This is a genomic window from Plantactinospora endophytica (assembly GCF_016862915.1).
In the GTDB taxonomy this organism is placed as follows: Bacteria; Actinomycetota; Actinomycetes; order Mycobacteriales; family Micromonosporaceae; genus Plantactinospora; species Plantactinospora endophytica.
In genome coordinates this window covers 221,707-239,444 of sequence record NZ_BONW01000004.1, presented here as the reverse complement: position 1 = coordinate 239,444, position 17,738 = coordinate 221,707, and the positions used below count along the sequence as shown (strand labels likewise).

The following is a 17,738-nucleotide window of genomic DNA, read 5'->3' as shown; positions in this document are numbered from 1 at the left end:
GAAGCACGCGCGGTCCGGAGCTACGAGCCGTCCGGAGCACGGGCGGTCCGAAGCTACGAGCCGTCCGGAGCTACGAGCGGTCCGGGGCGTCGAGCCAGGTTTCCAGCAGCAGCCGGTCGATCGAGTCCGGATTGCCGAGCCGGCCGCGTGCCGCCCGCCGGTCCCGCAACTCCGCCCGGCTGAACCAGCGGGTCTCCAGCAGTTCCTCGCCGTCGACGGTGGTCACCTCGGAGTGGGCGGTGGCGAAGAAGCCCACCATCAGGCCGGACGGAAACGGCCACGGCTGCGAGGCGAAGTAGCGTACCGAGTCGACCACCAGGCCGGCCTCCTCGGCCACCTCGCGCCGTACCGCGTCCTCCAGGCTCTCGCCGACCTCCAGGAAGCCGGCCAGCAGCCCGAACGAGTCCGGCCCCGCTCCGGCGTGCCGGGCCAGCAGGCAGCGTGCCGGCGGGCCCGGCAGTTCCACCAACATGATCACCGCTGGGCTGATCCGTGGGAAGAGAAGCTGGTCGCAGCCGGTGCACTGCCGGGCCGCACCGCCCTGCACCGATCGTGCCGGGCTGCCGCAGGTGCCGCAGAAACGCTGGTTACGGTGCCAGTGGCAGAGCCCTCGGGCGTACCCGAGCACGGCTGCCTCGGCCGGGTCGAGCCCGTGCACCAGCCGGCGTACGTCCACCGTCCGGTCGGCGCCGACCACGCCGAGCGCCTCGTCCTCGGACAGGTCGGTCAGGTCCACGGCGAACACCGGGCGGTCACCGTCGAGGCCGAGGAGGACCGGCTCGCCGATCCCGGCCGGCAACCGGTGTTGACCGTCGCCGGCCAACCGCAGCACCGACTCGCCCGTCACCAGACACCGGTCCCGCCACAGCGGCACGACCTCGGCTCGGTCACTCTCGAACAGCCGGCGCACCCCGTCGGAGTCGCGCCGCAGCCCACCCGCGCGGTCGAGGGCTCCGCCCGCGTACGCGGTGACGACGCCGCCGCTCAGCATCCGACGCCACCGGGTCGATCGGTGGGTAGCGCCAACCTGACCTGCGAGGCGTTGGAGGTAATCAGCGGCATCACCGCATGGTATGCCCGGGTGCTTCCTGTCCCGTGGACCCGGGCAGATCTCGTCCGGCAGGCGGCAGGGCGTGCTCATCCGGCAGGCGGCAGGGCGTGGACGCCCGCTGGCTGATGTCGACGCCTGCGCACTCCGGCCCGGCAAATCGGCTGGACAGTGCGAGGATCCTGAATTCGTGACGTTGCGGCTGTCGGGCGGGGTGGTGCCGGGGCCGGACTCGCGGATCTGGACCGCCGGACCGCGCGGCCGGTCCGTCGAGCCGTCCCCGGAACTCGCCCCGGGCAGCCCGGTCGTGCTGGGACCCCGCTCGGCCGCCCCGGAGTCCGTCGACCGGGCCGTGGCGGAACTGCACCGGCTGATCGCGGCCGGCGGTGTACCGGCCGCCGGTGCCGGCGTCGACCTCGGCGACGGGTTCCGGTCGGCCCGGACCGAGGGTGCCGCCGGAGACCGCCGCGACGCCGTACTCGCCGCCCTGATGGTGCCGGCGCTGAGTGGACGGCTCGGCGACCGGCGGGCGGTACTCGTCGCGCTGTTCGGCCCGGACGCGACGAAGCCGCTCGGCGCCGCCGCCCAGGCCGTACTCGACGAACGCCGGTGGCCGGTGCTGCGGTTCGCGGTCGCGGCGAGCGACGTACTCGGGCCGGAGCAGCTCGTCACGGTGCTGGACCTGCGAGCGCCCGACGGCGTCGACCCGTTCCCGGGCGGGCTGCCCTCGGTGGTCGGCGGGCACCTGACCCGGGTACTCCGGCAGGTGCCCCGGCCGCGCCGCCTCGCCCTGCTGACCGACCTGTGGCAGCAGGTCTGCGCACACGGCACGCGGCGGCTGCGGCGGGAGCGGCTGCGCGCGTCGCAGGGCCGGCAGGACCGCACCGCCGACCTCGCCGCCCGCTACCGGCGGTACGAGGAGGACGAACTCACCGAGCGGCTGCGTACCGAGCTGTGGGGCGAGCCGACGATGCACCGGGCCGCGCTGTGGCAGCCGTCGGCCGGGTACTGGCTGACCCGGGCGAACCGGGTGCTCCGGGACGCGATGGCGGCGACGGTGCTGGCCCGGGTCGCGGTGAGCGCGGTCGACCGTGGCCTGGACGCCGCCCTGGCCGCACACCGGCACGAGATCGAGGCGGCGGTCGCCGAACTGTCCCCGTCCGAGGTGTCGATGTCGGCGCGGCGGATATCCGGGCTGACCGGCCTGCCGGCCCGACCCGGGTCGTACCTGCGGGACATCCTCGCCCGGACCGCGCCCGACGAACCGCTCGACCGCCGGTGGGCGCCCTACCTCGGCCAACGGCTGGCCCGAGCCGGCGACTACGGTCGGGTCGTCCTGAACGTCGCGGAGCACCTGGCCAACGCGATCGTCCAGCCGGACTCGGTCGCACTGCGCGCACACCTCGTCGGCTGGGCCGGCTGCTCACTCGGGGTCTGGCGGAACCGGGTCGGCTATCTGTCGCCGGACCGCCCCGCATCCTGGGACCAGCAGCCGATCCTTCCGGCGGAGCCGGTACCGCCGCTGGCCGCGCGGCTGCGCGCCGCACCGGACCGCACGACGGCCGAGGTCGAGACCATCGGCGACCTGCTCTGGTACGCCGAACTCGCCGACGCGCTGGCCCGGTTGAACGGTCATCCGACGGCCGTGGTCACCCCGGGTCGGAACGCTCCGACCGTCGCCACCGACCCGCCGCCGCCGGACGAACCACTGGTACCCCGACCGCAGTCGATCCCGCTCGCCGTCGCCGGTGCCGCGCAGCTGGTGGACCTCGGCGGACAGGTCCCGCCCCGCTGTCGGACCTGGCCGGAACTCGTCGCCGGGCTGACCGACCACGCCACCATCGCCACCGCGCTGACCGGCGCCTTCACCGTCCCGCCTCCGGTCGAGCGGTTCGACGGCACGGTGCTGCCGGGCACCGACGCGCGGATCGAGCTGGCCCGGACGGCCCGGCAGTTGGCGGACTGGTCCGGCTACATGGGCAACTGCATCGCCAGCCCGCACTACGTCGAGGACGCCGCCCGAGGCCGGAGCGTGCTGGTCGCGCTCCGCGCACCGGACGGCCGCATCCTGGTCAACGCCGAACTCCGGCCCGGCGCGCGGGGTTGGCGACTCGAAGAGATCCGCGCCCGGTTCAACGAGGACCCCGATCCGACACTGCTGCACCGGACCAGCGCCTGGATGGCCGCCCTCGCCCTTCCCGAGCGGGCCATCCCGCAGCCTCGCCGCGCCGCCCCGCACGACGGGACCGGGGCGACGACGCCCCGGACCGGCCGGCGGCCCGCCTCCGCCGTACGGGTGCTGCGTGACCTCGGCCGCCGGCTCGACGAGGTGGCGGCCGGTACGCTCGCCCAGCCGGAAACCGTTCCGGCGGCCGAGGTGCTGGCCGTGCTGGCGACCCGACTGGCCGGCGCACCGACGACACCGCCGGCCGATCCGCACGACGCGCTGACCGCGCTGCGCCGGGCCACGCCCGGAGCGGTCGCCCGGGCCTGCCGGCTCACCCTGGCCGACCCGGCCGGCCCCGGTCTGGTCGGGCTGTGGCGGGCGAGCGGGCACCGACCGCTGGCCCGGGCGGTACACGCCCTGGCGCCGTCCACCGCCGGGGTCCCGTCGTCGTCCACATCGGACCGGCTGGCCCCGCTGCTGCTGGACGCGCCACTGCCCGGCTCGCTCCGGCCGCTGGCCCGGGTCGGGTACGTCGCGGTCGCCCGCACCGCCGACCTGGTCGCGCTGCGCCTGCGCGCCGCCCTGGGCACCCTGCTCCGGCAGGACTGCCCCGAACTGGCCAACGCGGTGCGGTCCCGGCCGCACGCCGGGCTGCTCCGGGCCGCCGCGCTCGGGGTGACCTCCTGGAGTGGCCTCGCCACCGGACAGTCCGCTCCCGGGTCCGCCGTACTCCGGCCGTCAGCCGAGCGCGTCACCGTCGTGGTGCCGCGACGCCGGGTACGGGTGCCGGGCTTTCCACAGTCCTCGCTCCGGGACGAGAGCTGGCAGTCGAGTTGGCCCGACGCCGTCGAGTTGGGTGCCGTACCGGACGGGTTCTGGGACCGGATCGCGGGGCACGGGCTGCTGCTGCCGTCGTCGTGGCTGGCCGGGGGCGGCTGGGCGGGACTCTGGTCCCGGGCCAACGGCCCCCAGCACTGACGCGCGGGCGGGACGGATCAGGGGCTGTCTCCTGGATCTCGGTGAAGCGAGAGGATCCGAAAGACAGCCCCCAGCCGGTGCCGGCCGGCTCGACGGCGAGCGGCGAGCCGGCCGGGAACACAACGTCAGCTCACCGGCCGGGAAGACAACGTCAGCTCACCGGCCGGGAACCGAAACGTCAGCTCACCAGGGTGACCCGGCCGTTGTCCAGGTCGTAGCGGGCGCCGACGATCTCCAGGTGACCGGCGTGCACCTGCTCGGCGATGATCTCGCTGGCCTCGACCAGGTGCTGCGCCTGGGCCAGCACGTTGGCCCGGACCGCCGCCTCCACGATGTCGCCCGTGCCGCCGAGCAGCGGCTCGACGACCGGCCGCAGCGCCTCGACGATGGCCTGGATCGAGCCCGGGGCGGTACCACCGCTCGCGATCGTGTCGACGGCGGCGGAGACGGCACCGCACCGCTCGTGGCCGAGGACCACCAGCAGCGGCGAGGCGAAGTGCTCGACGGCGTACTCGATGCTGCCCAGCATGATTGTGTCAACGATGTTGCCGGCGACCCGGTTGTCGAAAAGGTCACCGAGACCCTGGTCGAAGAGAACCTCCGGGGGTACCCGGGAGTCGGCGCAGCCGACGACGATCGCGAACGGGTCCTGCCCGGCCGCCAGGTCGTGGATGCGTCGGGGGGACTGGTGCGGGTGTCGACCTTGACCCTGCACGAAGCGCCGGTTGCCGTCCAGCAGCCGGGCCAGCGCCGCCTGCGGGTTGTCGACCGGCGGGTCGCCGGCCGACTGGGCGGTGGCCGGGCCGGCCAGCGCGACGGTACCGACGGCGGTCAGGCCACCGGCGGCGAGGAGCGAGCGTCGGGAGAGGGTCGACTGTCGAGGAAAGTTCTTCACGAATCGTGAACGTACGCCGCGTGGGCACGAACCTGAATGCTTGCTGGGAGTTGTCTGCGCCACTATCCGGCACACTCCACATAGTTCGGTGTCAGTTCATGCCGGGTTCACTTGCCCCGACACCCTCACCGGACTACATTGCCCCACCCGTACGACGGACACGTCGGCGGCAGCACCCGGCGTACGACGAAGGTGCCGGGCGCCGATATCGGCGACAACCCCCGGGTCGTCGTGTATTCCACAAGCGACGGTGGCCGCCACCCGCGCCGTGCCCGACCGGGACCGGAACCCACCCGACTCCGCCGGCTACGGGCGGACGAAGCCGGCGCCGCTGGTTTCCAGCTCGTGGTGCGGCGGCCAGGTGAACCGCTGCCGCTGCTCGTCGAGGACCAGCAGCAGGCCGGTCGGGATGTCGAAGAAGAGCCCGTGCACCGACACCTTCCCCGGTTCGACACCACGGGCGGCGAGGAACTCCCGGAGCACCGCGACCTGGCGGGCGACGTTCACCATCGCCAACTGGTCCACCTCGGCGCGCCCGTCGGCGACGGCGGCCGAACCGACCGGATGCCCGGCCCGCCAGGCCGCCAGGCTCGGCCGTCCCCAACGCAGCCACCGCCCGACGTGACTCTCCTCCTCGGCGCGTCCGCCCAGCAGCCCCTGCATGGCGCCGCAGCCGGAGTGCCCGCAGACCAGCAGCAGCGGCACGGAGAGCACGTCGACGGCGTACGAGACGGCGGCGGCGACCGAGGACTCCGCGACGTGGTCGGTGGGGACGAGGTTGCCGATGTTGCGCACCGTGAAGAGGTCACCCGGCCCGCTGCTGGTGATCACGTTCGGCACGATCCGGGCGTCCGCACAGGTCAGAAAGAGACTGTTCGGCCGATGCCGGCCGGTCAGCTCGGTCAGGAACGGCAACAGCCGGGCGGCCGAGCGGCGGTGGTACTCGCGTACCCCGACGTGCAGCGGCCGGAGCGCGGCCTGCGGCGAGTCCGCCTGTTCGGAAAGGTGCGGCTCGCCGCCGTTGTCCGGATGCCGGGCCTGCCAACTCGACCAGGGCGAGAACCAGCGCGGCGGCACCAGGGCGTGGATCCGGCGGCGCGGCCGGGGCTGGTCGCCACGCAGGGCGGCGGGACCGACCTGGTCCAGATGCACGCTGCCGCCGGTGGTCTCGTGTTGGCGTACCCAGCCGTCGAGGTGGTCGAAGGCCGCGTGGTCCAGGTAGTCGGTGGCCAGTTCCAGTTCGACCGCACTGCCCGGCGGCACCCGGCCGAGCACGACGGAGAGCCGTGGGATGGCGAGGAAGCTCAGCGTCCCCTCGACGTGCACGGACCAGTGCTCGCGACCCGCCGGGGTGGCGCGTACCCGCTCGGCGTGCACCCTCGCCCAGACCACCCGGCGAAGGATCAGTACGACCGCCAGGGCGAGTCCGATGAGTACGCCCTCCAGCAGGTTGAAGACCACCACGCCGAGCGCGGTGGCGACGTAGACGGCCAGTTCGCGGTGCCGGCGTACCCGCTGGATGTCGGAGATCTTCACCAGTTGCAGGCCCACCACGACGAGCAGCCCGGCCAGCGCGGCCATCGGGATCCGCTCGACGAGTACGACGAGCAGCACCGCGAAGAGCAGCACCCACACCCCGTGCAGGACGGCCGAACCCCGGGTCCGGGCTCCCGCGTTGACGTTCGTGGAGCTGCGCACGATGACCCCGGTGACCGGCAACCCGCCGAGCAGGCCGGAGAGGCTGTTCGCCACCCCCTGGCCGATCATCTCCCGATCCAGGTTGGTCGGCCTGGGCGGACGGTCGCCCGGGGCGGCCCGGTCGGCGGCCAGCCGGTCGACCGCGGTGGCCGAGAGCAGGCTCTCCACGCTGGCGATCACGGCAACGGTCAGTACGGCGGCGACGACGGCCGACCAGTCCCCGTCGGGCAGCGCCGGCAGGTGTACGGCGGCCAGCAGTGACCCGGGCATCTCCACCCGGGCCAGGTCGACGTCGTTCCAGACCACGGCGGCGAGGGTGGCCAGGGTGACGGCGACCAGCGGGCCGGGTATCCGACGTACCGGTCCCGGCAGCCGGGGCCAGAGGACCAGCAGGCCGATCACGGTCAGCCCGATCAGCGCCGCGTGGTCGTGCAGGTTCGCCAACTGGGCGGGCAGGTCGAGGAGGTTCCGGATCGGCGTGCTTCCGGGTTCGTCGCCGAGCAGTACGTGCAGTTGACCGAGGACGATCGTGACCCCGATCCCGGCGAGCATGCCGTGCACGATGGCAGGCGAGAGGGCCAGCGCGGTCCGGGCGACCCGGCACAGCCCGAACGCGACCTGCAACAGCCCGGCCGCAACGGTGATCGCGCAGGTGGCCGCCCAGCCGAACCGGCCGACCAGTTCCGCGACGACCACCGTCAGGCCGGCCGCCGGGCCGGTGACCTGGAGCGCGGAGCCGCCGAGCAGACCGGCGACCACCCCGCCGACCACGGCCGCGATCAGCCCGGCCGCCACCGGGGCGTCGGAGGCGGCGGCGATGCCCAGCGACAGCGGCACGGCGACCAGGAAGACGACGAGCGAGGCCGGTAGGTCGTACCGCAGGTTTCCGCGAATCCAGCTGCGGAGTCGGGTGGATGTGTCGGCCAGGCCGATCGACATCGGCAACATGATGCCTCCTCCGGCTCCGCTCCGGTTCACGGCGGCGGAGTGGGGTTCCGAGCGGCATCCGTATCCGATGCCGGTCCCGACAATTGGGTTGTGGAGGGAGGCGTCACTGCCCGTCAGAATTCTAGCGTTAAGTACCCACATTCCCTAAAGTGACCATTTATCACTTTGGTCCGGTCCGATGAGGAGTGTTCACCTCGGCCGGCGAACCAGGGCTCGTCACGGGCGCCGTCCTGGTGCTGGCCGGGCGCCGGCCCCGGTCGGTACCGCTGCCCGCCGGCCCGGGACCCGATTCCACCAGAGCGCGAGCCCGACACCCGTGAAGGCCAGCAACCCTCCGGCGAGGACGAACCAGACACTGATCTCGACGTCCTGCTTACGCAGACCGAACTCCCGGGGCAGGTCGGCGAGTACCTCGGTCAGCTCGCCGGCGTCCTCGGCCCGGAAGTAGCGCCCGCCCGAGACGTCCGCGACCCGGGTCAGCGCGTCCTCGTCGATCTCCCGGCGGAACCGGCCCCCGCCACCGAAGACCTCGCCGCGCGGGCCGCCGCCGAAGGCGGGCTCGCCGCCGATCTGGTCGGGTGTACAGACCATCGGGGCGGGCTCGGTGGTGCCGAACCCGATCGTGTAGACCCGCAGCCGGCGGGCGGCGGCCTGTTCGGCGGCGGTGACCGGGTCGACGCCGGTGGTGTTCGAGCCGTCGGTGAGCACGACGATGGTGTCCGGCTGGTGCTCGCCGAGCGAGTCAGGGCTGACGTCACCGAGGTCGACACCGGTCGCGGCGACGTTCGGGTTCGTCTCGGCGATCGCGTCGATGGCGGCCAGGATCGCCTGGCCGATCGCCGTACCCCGGGCGGTGGTGAGGGTGCCGATCGCGTCGAGCAACGCCTTCTTGTCGCTGGTCGGCGGCACCACCAGGGCGGCGATCCCGGAGAACGCGACCAGACCGATCCGGGTCTCGCCGTCCTGTGCCTCGATGAAGTCGCGGGCCGCGTCGCTCGCCACGGCCAGCCGGTTCGGCGCGACGTCGGTGCTGCACATCGAACCGGAGACGTCCAGCGCCAGCAGGATCGAGGTGTCGTTCGACGGCACCGCCACCGACGCCTGCGGCCGGGCCAGCCCGGCCGCCAGCGCGAGCAGTCCGGCGAGGAAGAGGAAGACCGGGATGCGGCGGCGCCACGAGGTACGGCCGGGCAGCGCGGCCCGGATCAACGCGATGCTGGAAACGGTGACCGCCGCCCGGCTACGCCGCCGGTTCAGCCACCACCGGGCCACCAGCAACAGGGGTACGGCCAGCAGTGCGAGCAGCGCCCACGGCCAACTGAGCGACATCAGACGATCCTCCCGTGCCAGCGGATGCCGAGCGCTACGGCCAGCAGCCCGAGCAGCGCCCACGGCCACCTGGACGACATCAGACGATCCTTCCGTGCCAGCGGATGCCGAGCAGTCCACCGAGGGTCAGCAGCAGCAGGGCGACACCGGCGAACGGCGCCGTCAGCTCGACGGGCTCCTTCCGGCTGGTCAGGCGCAGGTCGATCGAGCGGGTCGTCTCGGCCAGCGCTTCCGCGTCGCCGGCCCGGTGGTGACTGCCGCCGGTCATCTGCGCGACCGTGCTCAACAACGCCTCGTCCAGCGCCGTACCGAGCTGGTAGCCGTCGACCTCGACGGTGGCGCCCTCGGCGGTGCCGACCCCGACGGTCTGGATGCGTACCCCGGCGGCAGCGGCGAGTTCGGCCGCCGCCGACGGGTCGGGGCCACCGGTCTGCTGGCCGTCGGAGAAGACCACGATCGTCGCCGACGGCCAGTAGCCGAGATCCTCCGTGGTCGCGATTCCGCCGTCGGCCGGCAGGCTGACCTGCTTGCCGGTGATGGTGCCGAGCGCGACGAGGATCGCCTGCCCGAGCGCGGTACCGCCGCCCGAGGAGAGCCGCCCGATCGCGGACACGGCGGCGGCGTGGTCGTCGGTCGGAGCCTGGGTCAGCAGTGCCTGGTCGCCGAAGACGAGTACGCCGACGTCGACCGAGTCCGGCTGCTCCTCCACGAAGCCGGTCGCGGCGGCCTGCGCGGCGGCGAGCCGGCTCGGTGCCACGTCCTCGGCGGACATGCTGTTGGAGACGTCGAAGGCAAGGATCACCGTGCCGGCGGCCCTCGGCACGACGACCTCGGCCTGCGGGCGGGCCACTCCCAGCAGCAGGATCGGCAGGGCGGCGAGCAGCAGCGCGTACGGCAGGTGTCGGCGCAGTGCCGCCCGCCGCGTACTGCCGCCCGCCGGCACCCCAAAGCCGGCAGCCGCCAGCGCGGCGGTACGACGGCGTTGCAGCGCGACGTAGCCGAGGATCGCGGCGGCGGTGACCAGTACGGCGACGGCCAGCACCAGCGGGTAGTCGAAGCTCATCGCCGCCCCCGACCCGACTGCCCGGCCAACCCGACGAGTACGGCGAGCAGGTCCTGGTCGGTGCTGACGTGTCGGGGGTCCACCCCGGCCCGCCGCATCCGCTCCGCCAGCGCGTCCTCCCGGGCGTCGACCTCGGCCGCGAGGCGGCCACGCAGCAGTGGATCGCTGGTGTCGACGAGGAGTTGTTCGCCGGTCTCCGCGTCCTCGACCAGGATCAGGCCGAGGTCGGGCAGCTCCAGTTCGGCCGGGTCGACCACCCGGATCACCACCACCTCGTGCCGGTGGGTGAGCATGGCGAGCGGACGTTCCCAACCCGGGTCGCCGATGAAGTCGGAGACCACGAAGACCAGGCTGCGGCGTCGGGCGGTCGTGCTGGCGGCCAGCCGCAGCATCGCGGCCAGGTCGGTGGTGGCGCCGCTGCCGGCGGCGGGTGGCGGGCGCAGCAGTTCGTGCGCGATGCGCAGCACCTGGTCGCGGCCGGTCCGGGGCGGGATCACCCGGTGGGCGTGGTTGTCGTAGAGAATCGCGCCGAGCCGGTTGCCACCCTGCGCCACCAGCCGGCCCAGCGCGACCGCCAACTCGGTCGCCACGAACTCCTTGCCCCGCGCCGTCCCGCCGTCCCGCCTCGCCCCGTCGCCCCGGCCCGCCCTGTCTCCCCTGGCCGCCCCGTCACCCTCGGCCGCCCCGTCACCGTTGGCCGCCTTGCCCGAGCCGTCGGCCGCGCCCGCCCTGCCGACCGTGCCCGCCCCGTCCGCCCCGCTCGGGTCCGGCGGACGGCCAAAGCGCATCGAGGCGGAACGGTCGACGACCAGCCAGGCGGTCAGCTCCCGGTCCTCGGTGTACTGCCGGACGTACGGCTCGTCCAGCCGAGCGGTGACGTTCCAGTCGATGTGCCGGACGTCGTCCTCCGGCGTGTAGGCGCGCAGGTCCGTGAAGTCGATACCGCTGCCCTGCCACACCGTGCGGTACGCGCCCTGGAGGCGCCCGTCGAGGCGGCGGCGGAGCCGCCACTCCAGCCGCCGCAGCAACCGCTCGGGAACGGTCGCCATCGGTCAGCGACCACGGCCGGCGGGCTCCGGCATCGCCACGTTCGCCAGGATCTTCGACAGGATCAGGTCGGGGGTGACCTCGTCGGAGAGCGCCTCGTAGGAGAGGACGAGCCGGTGCCGCAGCACGTCCAGAGCGAGGTCGGTGAGATCCTCGGGCACGGCGTACTCCCGGCCCCGGACGTAGGCGAGGGCGCGGGCCGCGAGCACCAGACTGATCGACGACCGGGGGCTGGCGCCGAACGTCACGTACCGGGCCAGGTCGGTCAGGCCGACCCGGCGAGGATCGCGGGTGGCGTGGGCGAGCTGGACGGCGTACTCGATCAGGGACGGGTCGACGTAGACCCGGTCCGCCTCCTGCTGGAGCCCGACGAGCGTCGCCGGGTCGACGATGCGCTGGATCGGGGTGGCCGGCGCGAGCGCCCGCTCGACCACGACGAACTCCTCGGTCACGCTCGGATAGTCGACGACCACCTTCATCATGAAGCGGTCGACCTGCGCCTCCGGCAGCGGATACGTGCCCTCGGACTCGATCGGGTTCTGGGTGGCCATCACGAGGAACGGATTCGGTACCGGGTGCGTCTCCCGGCCGATGGTGACCTGCCGCTCCTGCATCACCTCCAGCAGTGCGCTCTGCACCTTGGCCGGCGCCCGGTTGATCTCGTCGGCGAGCAGCAGGTTGGTGAAGACCGGCCCGAGCGACACCTGGAACTCGCCGGTCGGCTGGTGGTAGACCCGGGTACCGATGATGTCGGCGGGTACCAGGTCGGGGGTGAACTGCACCCGGTGGAAGTCCCCGCCGATCGCCTCGGCCAGCGACTTGACCGCGAGCGTCTTGGCCAGCCCGGGTACCCCCTCGACCAGGATGTGCCCCCGGGCGAGCAGCGCCACGATCAGCCGTTCGAGCAGCGGGTCCTGGCCGACGATGGTCTTCTTGACCTCGTAGCGCACCTTTTCGATCGGACCGGCGGAGGCCGGCGCGGCTCCGGTTCCGGCCCAGTTCCCGGCGTCGCGTTGCGGCATGTTCATCGGTCCGTCCTCTGTGCTGGCTCTGGTCGGGAGAAGTTGGTCACAGCAGCGGCACCTGTCCGTCGCCCCGGCCGGCACCGAGCGCCGCCCCGATCGGTACGGCGAAGCCGATCCCGATGAAGGTGCCGGCGTCGGTGGGGTTGGCGAGCGCGATGACGACACCGACCACCTGGGCGCGGTCGTTGACGAGTGGGCCGCCCGAGCTGCCCGGGTTGACTGCCGCGTCGAACTGGATGAGTCCGGAGATCGCCGTCGGCCCGCCCCGGGCGACCCGGTCCAGCCCGGAGACGACCCCGCTGGTGGTGCTCGCGGTCAACCCGAGCGGGTTGCCGATGGCCACCACGTCGTCGCCGACCTCGGCGGCACCGCCGAGCACCGCCGGTACGACCGTCTGCGGCAACGTCGCCGGAGTCAGGGTGGCGATGTCCTGCTTGGCGTCGGCGGCGGCGACCGTCGCGGCGGACTCGGTCCCGTCGGCGTACGTCACGGTGATCCGGCCGGCGCCGTCCACCACGTGTGCGGCGGTGAGGATGGTGCCGTCGGCGTTGACGATCACACCGGTACCGGTCGCCGACTCGGTCATGGCGTTCGCGTTCTCGGCGGAGGCCGCACCCGCCGTCGTCCGGATCAGCACCACCGAGGGCAGCAGCGTCCGGTAGACCTGGGTCGCGTCGAGCGGTCCCTCCGAAGCGGACGGCGAGGTCGACGGCGCCGCCGAACCCGGCTGCGGCGAGTCCCCGCCCCCGCGCAGCACGACCGCCGCCGTGATCGCCAGGGCCCAGGCCAGCACGAGGCCGACCAGTACCTTCCGGCGCAGCCGCGCGGCTCGGCTACGGCCTGCCGGCTCCCCGACCTCCGAGGGCTCCGCCCGGAGGTCCGTCCCGCTGCCGAGCGCCGCCGTCACCGCGAGACCGCCAGACTGCACATCCTTCGACTGTAGGGGCCTTTCCACAGATTGACCCGGGGCGACTGCTGATCCGCGGGTCAGATCTGATCGATTCCGACTTACATGCCCGGCCGAGGTGGATCCCGTCGCTCGGCGAGCCGGGGGCGGGGTCCCTGACCGACCGCGCTCGCGGCGGGAAGTTCCGATCGACCTCGGGACATGGGAGGATCTCAATGCCTTCGCGCGGGTAGGGCACGCAGATCAGCGCCGCTGGCGGGCTCCGGCGGTGCCGCCGTGACGTCCGTTGCTGCCCGAAAGGATTCCGATGCCCGTCATTCCCGTACGCCGCTGGTCCGGCGCGGTCGGCGCGCTCGCGCTCGCCGCCGTCGCGATCATCGCCCCCGCCGGACCGACGCAGGCCGCCGTCGGCGACTTGCCGACGGTGATCGCCGAGCCCGCCTCGACCTCGATCCCGGAGGGCACCGGCGCCGGCTTCCGGGTACGCCTGAGCCACCCGCCGGCCGAGGCAGCCTATCTCCAGATGACGATGCGGGGCACCGGCAGGTGGATCAGCCAGCCGGTGATGCTGCGGTTCACCCCGACCAACTGGAGCAACTGGCAGGGATTCGGGCTGGGGAGCGCGCAGGACGAGGACACGATCGACAACGTTCTCGTCATCACACTCAGCTTCCCGGGTTACCTCTCCGACACCGTCACCTTCACCCAGATCGACGACGACCGGCCGCGATACCGCTGACGTGGCGCGCGTCCACCGCACACTCGGACCAAGCCACCGGTCGCTCGGGCCAAGCCACCGGTCGGGCCGGCCCAGCAGGATCCGGTACCTGCCGTCGTCCTCTTGACGTGCCCAGGGGTGGCTGTCGCCCCGGCGCCACCCCTGGGGCGAGGTAGCCGACCAGCGCGACCGGAAGGGCCTCCGATCCGAGCGGTGGTACGCCCAGCCCCGACCATGGACTGGCTCCGAAACATCGGCACCCCGCTAGCCGAAACTTTCGGTCTTCTGACCGTCCGGCGGAGAGGTGGCGTCCGGTCGGACAGGGCATCTCGACTAGCCCACGTCACCCGGCTAACATTCGCGCGACTGAATCCGCGAGTTCGGTTCGGAGACACCACCATCGCGCCGTCCCGCCCGGCTAGGGAGCCCCTGATGCGCATCGGACACAGACCGGTGAAACCCGCTCGAAGAATGACCGCTTTTGTCACATCATTACTGCTCACCATCGTTGGGTCGGTCGCGTTCGCCGCCCCCGCCCAGGCCGCGGACCGGGTCGTCCTGGCCAACGATTTCGAGTCGGGTTCCTACGCTCCCTGGGGGCCGCGCGGAGCCGTCACCCTCGGGATAACGGCGGAGGGGCACGAGAGCGCGAATAGCCTTTCGGTCACCGGCCGCACCGCAAACTGGCAGGGAGCGGCGATCGACGCGGCCGCGAGATTCGAGCCCGGCGGGACGTACGTTATCAGCGCATGGGCGAAACTTCCGGCCGGTACCACCGGGTCGGCGGGGGTGCACTTCACGATGGAGGCCACCCCGGCCGACGGTGGTGCCAACACCTACACCTGGATCGGCGACAACGTCCCCACCACTGCGGAGAACTGGGTACGGATCGGCGGCAGCTACACCATGCCCGCGGGCCTGACCGCGGCCAACCTCTACGTCGAGGCCGAGGGCACCACTCCGTACCTCCTGGACGACATCAGCATCACCACCCCGCAGGGCGGGCCGGAACCCGGCGCGGTCGTGGTCGACACCGACTTCGAGGACGGGCTCGACGGGTGGGGCCCGCGCGACGGCGGACCCGGCGCCCCGACGGTCGGGCTGACCGACCTCGCGCACGGCGGCGAGGCCGCGGCCCTGGTCGGCAACCGGGTGAACCAGGGCGCCGGCATCGGCCGCGACGTGAGCGCCCTGTTCGAGACCGGCGTGACCTACGAGTTCCGTGCGTGGCTGCGGTTCGCCGAGGGACAGCCGACCGACCAGATCTGGCTCAGCCTCGCCAGCACGAGCGGCGGCAGCCAGTCGTTCAGCACGCTCGCCCAGTTCGACGGGATCACGAACACCGGCTGGACCGAGGTGACCGCGAGCTTCACGATGCCGGCGGCCGACAGCGCCCTGCTCTACTTCGAGACCCGGTGGCAGAACGGCGAGGCCGGAAACACCAGCAACTTCCTCGTCGACGACATCGTCGTACGGGTGCCGGAGCCGCCGGTCATCGAGGACCTCGCGCCGATCCACGAGACCACCGACTTCCCGATGGGCGTCGCGATCGACAGCCGCGAGACGGTGGGCGCCGCCGCCCAACTGTTGACCCGGCACTTCAACAACATCACCCCGGAGAACCACATGAAGCCGGAGGCGTGGTACGACGCGGAGCGCACCTTCCGCCCGCACGACCAGGCGATCGCGCTGATGGACTTCGCCCGGGCGAACAACCTCGGCGTCTACGGGCACGTACTCGTCTGGCACAGCCAGACTCCGGCCTGGTTCTTCCAGGACGAGGCCGGCGCCCCGCTCAGCACGTCGGCGGCGCACCAACAGGTCCTCCGCGACCGGCTGCGTACGCACGTCTTCGCCGTCGCCGAGTCGCTGAGTGACCGGTACGGTCCGTTCGGCTCCGCCACCAACCCGATGCGGGCCTTCGACGTCGTCAACGAGGTCGTCGCCGACAGTGGCGAGTTCGGCGACGGACTGCGCCGCAGCGAGTGGTACCGGATCCTGGGCGAGGAGTACATCGACCTCGCGTTCCGGTACGCGGACGAGGCGTTCAACGACGTCCACGCCGTCGCCGGCACCGACCCGGTCACCCTGTTCATCAACGACTACAACACCGAGCAGCTTGGCAAGCAGGGGCGGTACAAGGCGCTGGTGCAGCGGCTGATCGCCCGTGGGGTACCGGTCGACGGGGTGGGCCACCAGTTCCACGTGTCACTGGCCACCCCGGTCGCCAACCTCGGCACCGCGCTGGCGGCGTTCGAGGACCTGCCGGTGACCCAGGCCGTCACCGAACTCGACGTCGTCACGGGTACCCCGGTGACCCGGGCGAACCTGATCGAGCAGGGCTACTACTTCCGGGACGCGTTCCGACTCTTCCGGACGTACGCGGACGACCTGTTCGTGGTCACCGTGTGGGGCCTGACCGACGGTCGGTCCTGGCGGGCCGGCAACGGTGCCCCGCTCGTCTTCGACGACAACCTCAAGGCCAAGCCCGCGTACCACGGCGCGGTGGACGGCGAGCTTCCGGCCCGGCTGCGTACGGCGAACGTCTTTGCCGGCGACGTCGCCCTCTCCGACACCGCCACCTCCGACCTGACCTGGAGGAAGCTTCCGCTGCATGCGGTGGAGGACCTGGCAAAGTTCCAACTTCGCTGGGCTCCGGATCATCTGACGGCCTTCGTGACGGTCTCCGACGCCGCCGCCTCGGCCGGCGACGAGGTCAGCTTCGTGCTGGCTGACCAGACGTACACGGTGGCCCGGAACGGCAGCGGGAACGTGCCCGCCGTGGCCAAGGAGCGCAGCGGTGGCTACGACATCGTCGCCCACCTGCCGCTGACCGACGCGGCCGAGGGCGACACGCTCACCCTGGACGTCCAGGTGGGCAACGACGGTCGCACCGCCGGCTGGAACGCCCCGGGCGCGCTGGGCACCCTGGGCCTGGTCGAGGAGCTGTCGTACCTGGAGGTCACCCAGGCCCGTACGGCGCCGGTGGTCGACGGCACCGTGGACACCACCTGGGCCGACGCCCGCGCGGTCACCACCGCCAAGGCGGTCTCGGGCGCGGACGGCGCGACCGCCACGGTCCGCACCCTGTGGCGGGACCAGACGCTCTACGTGCTCGCCGAAGTCGCCGACCCGGTCGTCGACGTCTCCGGTTCCGATCCGTGGACCCGGGACTCGGTGGAGATCTACGTCGACGGGGGCAACGCCAAGAACGGCCCCTACCGCTACGACGACACCCAGATCCGGATCAACGCGGACAACGGCGTCTCGTTCGGCACCGGTGACGAAACGTTCCAGCGGGGCCGACTGACCAGCGCGACGGTCCGCACCGAGACCGGCTACACCGTCGAGGCGGCGATCAGCCTCCTGGAGTACGGCGGCCTCGACACGTTCCACGGCCTGGACTTCCAGGTCAACGACGCCACCGGCGGCACCCGTACCGCGATCCGGAACTGGGCCGACCAGTTGGGTACCGGTTACCAGACCACCTCCCGCTGGGGTGTGGGCCGGTTGGTCGGCCCGGCCGACGGCAACGTCGACATCAAGGTCACGAACTTCACCCAGTGGGGCTCGGACAGCGGCGGCGGCTACTGCGCGAACGTCGTCGCCACCAACAGGACCGACAAGCCCGTCGACTGGTACGGCTATGTCGAACTCGGCGGCCAGATCTACACGGCCTGGAACTTCCAACGGCAACTCCAGGGCGACGGCAGCTACCGGATCCACGGCGATGCCTGGAACAGGACCCTGAAGCCGGGAGCCAGCACCTTCAGCGTGGGCTACTGCGCCAACCGCTGACCTCGGCGCGAACCGGACCGCCGGATGCGGCGCCCGGTCGAGAGCGGGCCCTTCCTCCGCACATCGCGGCAGGAGGGGCCCGCTCGGCATGGGCGCTCAGCCGACCGGCGCGCGCTC

General features: G+C 72.5%; 11 protein-coding genes. 3 read left to right on the top strand and 8 right to left on the bottom strand.

What is annotated here, in order from left to right; genetic code table 11:
- Positions 1-70: 70 nt before the first annotated feature.
- Positions 71-991 carry an NAD(+) diphosphatase gene (gene nudC / locus Pen02_RS06760; RefSeq protein ID WP_203865052.1) on the bottom strand — a complete coding sequence of 307 codons (921 nt, stop codon included), beginning with the start codon at positions 989-991 and terminating at the stop codon, positions 71-73.
- Between the two features lie 247 nt (positions 992-1,238).
- Between nudC and Pen02_RS06755 the strand changes: the two genes are divergently transcribed.
- The gene (locus tag Pen02_RS06755) at positions 1,239-4,193 is read left to right on the top strand and encodes a hypothetical protein (RefSeq protein WP_203865051.1); all 2,955 of its coding nucleotides are present in this window, start codon (positions 1,239-1,241) and stop codon (positions 4,191-4,193) included.
- A 178-nt stretch (positions 4,194-4,371) separates the two neighbouring features.
- Here the strand turns inward: Pen02_RS06755 and Pen02_RS06750 are convergent, their stop codons facing one another.
- The 7 genes from Pen02_RS06750 to Pen02_RS06715 form a co-directional block, all read right to left on the bottom strand.
- Entirely contained in the window at positions 4,372-5,088 is a 717-nt protein-coding gene (locus Pen02_RS06750; protein ID WP_203865050.1) for a carbonic anhydrase, read from the bottom strand.
- Between the two features lie 306 nt (positions 5,089-5,394).
- Positions 5,395-7,734, bottom strand: coding sequence for a SulP family inorganic anion transporter (locus tag Pen02_RS06745; protein WP_203865049.1), 2,340 nt, complete (start codon positions 7,732-7,734; stop codon positions 5,395-5,397).
- 216 nt (positions 7,735-7,950) lie between these two features.
- Positions 7,951-9,063, bottom strand: coding sequence for a VWA domain-containing protein (locus tag Pen02_RS06740; RefSeq protein ID WP_203865048.1), 1,113 nt, complete (start codon positions 9,061-9,063; stop codon positions 7,951-7,953).
- Between the two features lie 79 nt (positions 9,064-9,142).
- Positions 9,143-10,126 carry a VWA domain-containing protein gene (locus tag Pen02_RS06735; RefSeq protein WP_203865047.1) on the bottom strand — a complete coding sequence of 328 codons (984 nt, stop codon included), beginning with the start codon at positions 10,124-10,126 and terminating at the stop codon, positions 9,143-9,145.
- On the bottom strand, positions 10,123-11,175 hold the full coding sequence (locus tag Pen02_RS06730) for a DUF58 domain-containing protein (protein WP_239140162.1): 1,053 nt from the start codon (positions 11,173-11,175) through the stop codon (positions 10,123-10,125). The genes Pen02_RS06735 and Pen02_RS06730 overlap by 4 nt, the downstream gene beginning before the upstream one ends.
- A gap of 3 nt (positions 11,176-11,178) precedes the next feature.
- Positions 11,179-12,201 (bottom strand): AAA family ATPase, encoded by a 1,023-nt coding sequence (locus Pen02_RS06720; protein WP_203865046.1) that lies wholly within the window; start codon positions 12,199-12,201, stop codon positions 11,179-11,181.
- A 40-nt stretch (positions 12,202-12,241) separates the two neighbouring features.
- Positions 12,242-13,126 (bottom strand): S1C family serine protease, encoded by an 885-nt coding sequence (locus tag Pen02_RS06715; protein WP_239140161.1) that lies wholly within the window; start codon positions 13,124-13,126, stop codon positions 12,242-12,244.
- Positions 13,127-13,412: 286 nt separating this feature from the next.
- Between Pen02_RS06715 and Pen02_RS06710 the strand changes: the two genes are divergently transcribed.
- Positions 13,413-13,844: a hypothetical protein gene (locus tag Pen02_RS06710; RefSeq protein WP_203865045.1), complete on the top strand. Its 432-nt coding sequence runs from the start codon at positions 13,413-13,415 to the stop codon at positions 13,842-13,844.
- Between the two features lie 450 nt (positions 13,845-14,294).
- Positions 14,295-17,621 (top strand): endo-1,4-beta-xylanase, encoded by a 3,327-nt coding sequence (locus tag Pen02_RS06705; RefSeq protein WP_203865044.1) that lies wholly within the window; start codon positions 14,295-14,297, stop codon positions 17,619-17,621.
- The last annotated feature ends 117 nt before the right edge of the window (positions 17,622-17,738 follow it).

What these genes read in the sequence shown, in the direction of transcription:
- Pen02_RS06745 (WP_203865049.1), bottom strand. Translation starts at nt 7,734, where the DNA reads ATGTTGCCGATGTCGATCGGCCTGGCCGACACATCCACCCGACTCCGC.
- Pen02_RS06740 (WP_203865048.1), bottom strand. Translation starts at nt 9,063, where the DNA reads ATGTCGCTCAGTTGGCCGTGGGCGCTGCTCGCACTGCTGGCCGTACCC.
- Pen02_RS06705 (WP_203865044.1), top strand. Translation starts at nt 14,295, where the DNA reads ATGACCGCTTTTGTCACATCATTACTGCTCACCATCGTTGGGTCGGTC.
- Pen02_RS06730 (WP_239140162.1), bottom strand. Translation starts at nt 11,175, where the DNA reads ATGGCGACCGTTCCCGAGCGGTTGCTGCGGCGGCTGGAGTGGCGGCTC.
- Pen02_RS06710 (WP_203865045.1), top strand. Translation starts at nt 13,413, where the DNA reads ATGCCCGTCATTCCCGTACGCCGCTGGTCCGGCGCGGTCGGCGCGCTC.
- Pen02_RS06720 (WP_203865046.1), bottom strand. Translation starts at nt 12,201, where the DNA reads ATGAACATGCCGCAACGCGACGCCGGGAACTGGGCCGGAACCGGAGCC.
- nudC (WP_203865052.1), bottom strand. Translation starts at nt 991, where the DNA reads ATGCTGAGCGGCGGCGTCGTCACCGCGTACGCGGGCGGAGCCCTCGAC.
- Pen02_RS06735 (WP_203865047.1), bottom strand. Translation starts at nt 10,126, where the DNA reads ATGAGCTTCGACTACCCGCTGGTGCTGGCCGTCGCCGTACTGGTCACC.